Source organism: Pseudoalteromonas sp. P1-7a (genome assembly GCF_001401855.1).
Taxonomy (GTDB): domain Bacteria; phylum Pseudomonadota; class Gammaproteobacteria; order Enterobacterales; family Alteromonadaceae; genus Pseudoalteromonas.
The window spans coordinates 1-4,965 of the sequence record NZ_LKDU01000061.1 but is presented as its reverse complement, the minus strand read 5'-3'; the positions used below and the strand labels follow the sequence as shown (position 1 = coordinate 4,965).

At 34.9% G+C, this 4,965-nt stretch carries 5 protein-coding genes; 4 read left to right on the top strand and 1 reads right to left on the bottom strand.

The features are described from left to right. The first annotated feature begins 406 nt into the window (after positions 1 to 406). Positions 407 to 715, top strand: coding sequence for a hypothetical protein (locus tag AN389_RS19290; protein ID WP_004587588.1), 309 nt, complete (start codon positions 407 to 409; stop codon positions 713 to 715). 262 nt (positions 716 to 977) lie between these two features. Here the strand turns inward: AN389_RS19290 and AN389_RS19285 are convergent, their stop codons facing one another. Next, the gene (locus tag AN389_RS19285) at positions 978 to 1,952 is read right to left on the bottom strand and encodes a transposase (RefSeq protein ID WP_055020486.1); all 975 of its coding nucleotides are present in this window, start codon (positions 1,950 to 1,952) and stop codon (positions 978 to 980) included. Positions 1,953 to 2,386: 434 nt separating this feature from the next. Between AN389_RS19285 and AN389_RS19280 the strand changes: the two genes are divergently transcribed. From AN389_RS19280 to AN389_RS19270, 3 genes are all read left to right on the top strand, one after another. Further along, on the top strand, positions 2,387 to 2,626 hold the full coding sequence (locus tag AN389_RS19280) for a hypothetical protein (protein WP_055020485.1): 240 nt from the start codon (positions 2,387 to 2,389) through the stop codon (positions 2,624 to 2,626). Positions 2,627 to 2,639: 13 nt separating this feature from the next. Then, complete coding sequence (locus tag AN389_RS19275; RefSeq protein ID WP_055020484.1) at positions 2,640 to 4,466, top strand: AAA family ATPase; 1,827 nt, start codon at positions 2,640 to 2,642, stop codon at positions 4,464 to 4,466. A 2-nt stretch (positions 4,467 to 4,468) separates the two neighbouring features. Then, positions 4,469 to 4,965, top strand: a 497-nt coding sequence (locus AN389_RS19270) for a hypothetical protein (RefSeq protein ID WP_146258096.1), incomplete at its 3' end; no start/stop codon positions are given.

Below are 4,965 nucleotides of genomic sequence, written 5' to 3'. Positions count from 1 at the left end.
TTAGCTTTTAGCTTTTAGCTTTTAGCTTTTAGCTTTTAGCTTTTAGCTTTTAGCTTTTAGCTTTTAGCTTTTAGCTTTTAGCTTTTAGCAAAATAGTGTCGTTTTTATTTTCGGTGTGGGAATCGTTATTTGAGGGGGTAATAGTAATTTAGGTACGTTTTCTTGCTTAAAAAACTAAAACAAACTCCCTCTACATGTAAAACCAAATAGTGCGCGCTTTCGGCCAACGCGCTTGCAAGCTAAGCGCCTACAAGTAATAGCATTTTTACTTATTGTGGTTATTACATTGGCTGTGCGTTAGGTCTCGCTTCGCTCAAATCAACCCACGGTTGTTGCCTGCCTACAAGCTTGCGTATAATGCCCGCATTCTGGCTGTATCTATTAGCCGCTAATTTGGATTTTAATAATGAAAAAACTCTCTGCAGTGCAAGTAAAACAACAAGCACTTGTGCTTAATGTCGCCGATAAACTAGAAGCACAAGGTCGCGAAGAAATCCCTGGCATGTTGCAGTGCTGGTTTGATGTGGAGTACCACTTATTTCCAAGTTCACTACTGCTGTGCTTTCAGTTCGAAAACGAACAAGCTTTAGCAGCCGCAGAGCCTGATTTATTAAAATGGCAAAAGCGCTTGAGCGCCGCAATGCTTAAAAAAGGCGTGATTTTAAAAGATATGCGTAAACACTTAGTGTTTACTTTAAAAGGCCCTGATGATTAAAATAGGGGGTAGAGCAAAGTTTAGTCCGCTATAGGTTATAAAAATAAGTTTAAGTGCGTCAAAAAGGGCAGTAACATTGCCCTTTTTAAATGGGGTCTGCATTTAGATGAGGTCGGTCTTTAGATGGGGTCAAATCTTGACTTCAAACATCAAACAATCTCGAAGTTTTTCCAATTGTAACTTAACCTTTTCATCTTCAAGCATTAATTTATTCAATCTACCTACAGCTTTCGATATCGCCGAATAAGGTCTTTAGATGGGGTCAAATCTTGACTTCAGACATCAAACAATCTCGAAGTTTTTCCAATTGTAATTTAACCTTTTCATCTTCAACCATTAATTTATTCAACCTACCTACAGCTTTCGATATCGCCGAATAATGCTCAACATTAAAAACAGCTGCTAATGCCTGCAAATTTAACCCCGTTAAATCTTGGCATAATTTAATAGCAAACCAGCGTGGTAAATTTTTCTCTTTTCGCCCCTTTTTAACCGTTATAATCTCATTAACCTCAACATTAAAGTATTGAGCTAAGTAAGCTATAACTTCATCTGCTGAGTGATTTTTACTAACAAGCTTTCTTTCGCTATCAGGCTTGGCAATGTAGTCTTTTATACTTTCAATAAAGTCCTCACAACCTAAAACCGACAATAACTTTTTAGCACTATAAAAAGCGCTTATTTCTTTATTATTTTCATATTCAACAAACTGTTTGTACGCAGCATATTTACGCTTTTTTCCTTGAAGCGAAAATATAAAGTCTCGAACTAACCATTTCGGTGTCGCCGCTTTTTTGATGAAGGCTGAGTAGCTAGACCATTTATAGTCAATGAGTTCATCGACTAGCGGTGTACTTGCTTCTACAGGGTTACGATGTATATAACGGCTAACATGGAGTAAGTAATTATCAGCATCCACCAACACCGCTTTGTAGCGACCTCTAAACAGTGCACCATCTGTATTATGGGTTCGGTTAAAGTATTGAGTATAAAGGCCATTAATATGCTTCATGGCTTGGCCTAAATTTGCATCAGGGGTTTTGATTAGCAGGTGGTAATGATTGGTCATTAAACAATAAGAATGCACTTCAATATTAAAGCGAAGGCTTGCTTGCTCAATACAATATAAAAAATACTTAAAGTCGTCATCGCTCAAAAAGGTATTTTCACGCCCTCTTCCCCGATTCATTACATGATAAAACGCATTCTCATACTCTATTCGCAGCGGCCTAGACATAGTAATCAACTCGATAAGCTGTAAATTATAAATTTAGACCTTTGATGTCTGAAGTCAAGATTTGACCCCTTTGATTTCCAAATTCGTTTAAACACGAATGTGATCGTAGACCTAAATTTTGATCAACTCAACTTGCATATATGTATAACACATTGAAAAACAAGGAATTAATATTTATAAAAATAAATATTATAATTTCCTATTAATTATTTTGACTCCATAAACAATTGAAAAATCATTAAATATTTTGTGATATTTTTTGAGTATACAAATAATCATATTTCTCTTAGTTATCAATTAAAGATCAAATATTGATTAGATAAATGGCAATGAGCGAAATATCAATCATTAAAACGGTTCTAGTAGGTTCTACTTGCTTATTTATCTAATTTATATAAATTAGATAAATCACAGTCAAAAAGAAGAATAGCCTTATGAACGAGCAAGCAATCTTCGACCACATCAAACAAGCCTTAGATGATGCGCCACGCAACCAGTACACCACTGAGTTGCATCTGCAAATGATCAAATATGCAGGTAGCTTAAAAAGCATGACTGCTAAAGAGTTTTGCGAAGGGGTTGGCCTTAAACCCAGCTTTGGCACTGAATTTTCGAAAATGCGAAATATCACTCAACGGTTAAAAGCCGCGGGCTTAAACACAGACCTAATTTGAAAGGAATCTAAAATTGATTATTAAAAAATTAAAAGTAGAAGAAGGCTTTTTCGATGGATTAGATCTTAGTTTTACAGAAGGTTTAAATGTTCTAGTTGGTGGACGAGGTGTAGGAAAAACGTCAGTAATAGAGTTAATTAGGTTTGGCTTAGGTGTCGACAACTTATCTTCAAACGCTAATGAGTCCTCCTCTCATGCTGTTTCCATACTACAATCAACAGGAAGAGTGACCATAGAAGCAATGCATAACGGAACCCCAATAACGGTTTCTCGTTCAGCTATGGATAGAGAGCCGTTTTCCACAACGTACTTTGAAAAACCAATAATTTTTTCACAAAAAGAAATAGAGACCGTAAGTCTTAATGCTTCAGGAAGGTTAGCTTTGATAGATAGCTTTGATTCTGAAATAGCTGAAAAACAAAAAGAATTAATTAATTTAAATAGTCAAATAAACAATTCATGCGCCCAACTATCGCAAAGTAAAAAAGAGCTATCAGAGTTGCTGGAGAGTACAGCTCAATTTCAAAGCTTGAAGAATAGAGAAAACCAATTATTGCTTCAGCAACAAGAAATACAAAAGCAAAATGCATCAATGCAAAACAGTCAAAATGCGCTCAATAATATTCAGTCAGAATTAGCTGCAATTAGTGTTGATTTGCAAAACATATCAGCTGTAAAAAACTCATTACTTCAAAGAATATCTCATCTTGAGTCTTTAAACACACCTTTATATCTTCAAAAATATAACAGCCAAGAAGCAATAAAATTGAATGAAATTGTTTCTCAATCTTTTGCAAAAGACTCAGCAACGATTCAATTTTTAATAAAAAGCAATCGTGATCTTCTGGACACTATAAACAATACAATTAATACATTAACTAATAAAAAACTAAATTTAGAAGAACAAGCTAGATCAAATCGTATTAATGTAGATAATTTTAATCAGGGCGCAGGCGCAATACTTGGAGAGCTAGGAAGGCTAAGACAAACCTTAGCTCAAATAGAAAACACTCAAAGGATTGCTCAGGATAAAAAAGATAAGATTGGTCACATTTATGACGATATCCAATCTACATTAGAAAAAGTAGCCACCTTAAGAGACTTAGTACAATCAAAAAGATCACAAATTGTAAACTATTTAAATGCTAATTTGCTTCCTGCAATAAACTCGTCACTGACCCCAAATTCTAACCTTAACGATTATAGTAATGCACTCGAAGGTTGTTTAAGAGGTTCAGGGTTAAAATATAAGGAAGTCATATCAACTATTACACAAAAAGTTTCACCAGCTTGGCTTCTTTATTACACACACACATTAAAGTACCAAGATTTTGCTAACTCGATTGGCCTCCCCCTAGATAGAGCAACTAGATTGTTAGGTTATTTAAGTGAGATTAATATTGGCCCTATTTTGACAGCTAAAATTGAGGATACAGCGGAGTTTTCGCTACTAGATCATCGTAATTATAAACCTGTAGAGCAGTTGTCGATAGGACAAAGATGTACAGTCGCACTTTCAGTTATATTGGAAAATACCAATAGAGTTCTAGTAGTTGATCAACCTGAAGATCATTTAGACAATGAGTTTATTGCTCAGACTTTAATAAAATCAATAAAGCAAAGATCAAATTATACTCAAACAATCCTATCTAGCCACAATGCAAACATTCCTGTTTTAGGGAACGCTAATAATGTTATTAATCTAGAGTCTAATGGACAAAAAGGTTTCATAAAATGTTCAGGTAAGATTGATTCACTAGATGTTAAACAAGTTATAGAGTCGATTATGGAAGGTGGTAAAGAAGCATTTCAATTACGCTCTAATTTTTATGCGAGTTAATTATGGATATTAACTCTCTTTTAACTGAGCTTAAAAATCTTCGACCTGATAAACAAATAGAAAAGCTGAAAGAAATAGCAAAAAGTGTCACTTCTGAGCAAATCTCCACGATAGAAGCTGCTGCAAGAGAAGCTAATCAACCTTGGTTGTCTAGCGCCTTACAGGACATAGTAAGTTCGAATAAACAGGGTCCTCTAAAGCCTACACAGCATCAGATAGAAGTAGGAACTGATGATCTCAACGCCATACGCAGCGAAGCAGTTTCAGACTCAATTGGTCAAATTATTCACGAGTTAGAGCCTATTGTAGGTTCAATTAAGTTATTAGCTAAGTCAGAGGTTAACGACTTTGAGTCCTCACGTATTAAACACGAACTAGTGCTGTTAGATGAATTGTTAGAAACATTTGAAAATTGGAAAAAGGTAGAACAACCACCTAATTACAAAGAAACAAATTTATTTGAAATAATTGAAAAAGAATGGAGTAGGCTTAAAAAAAA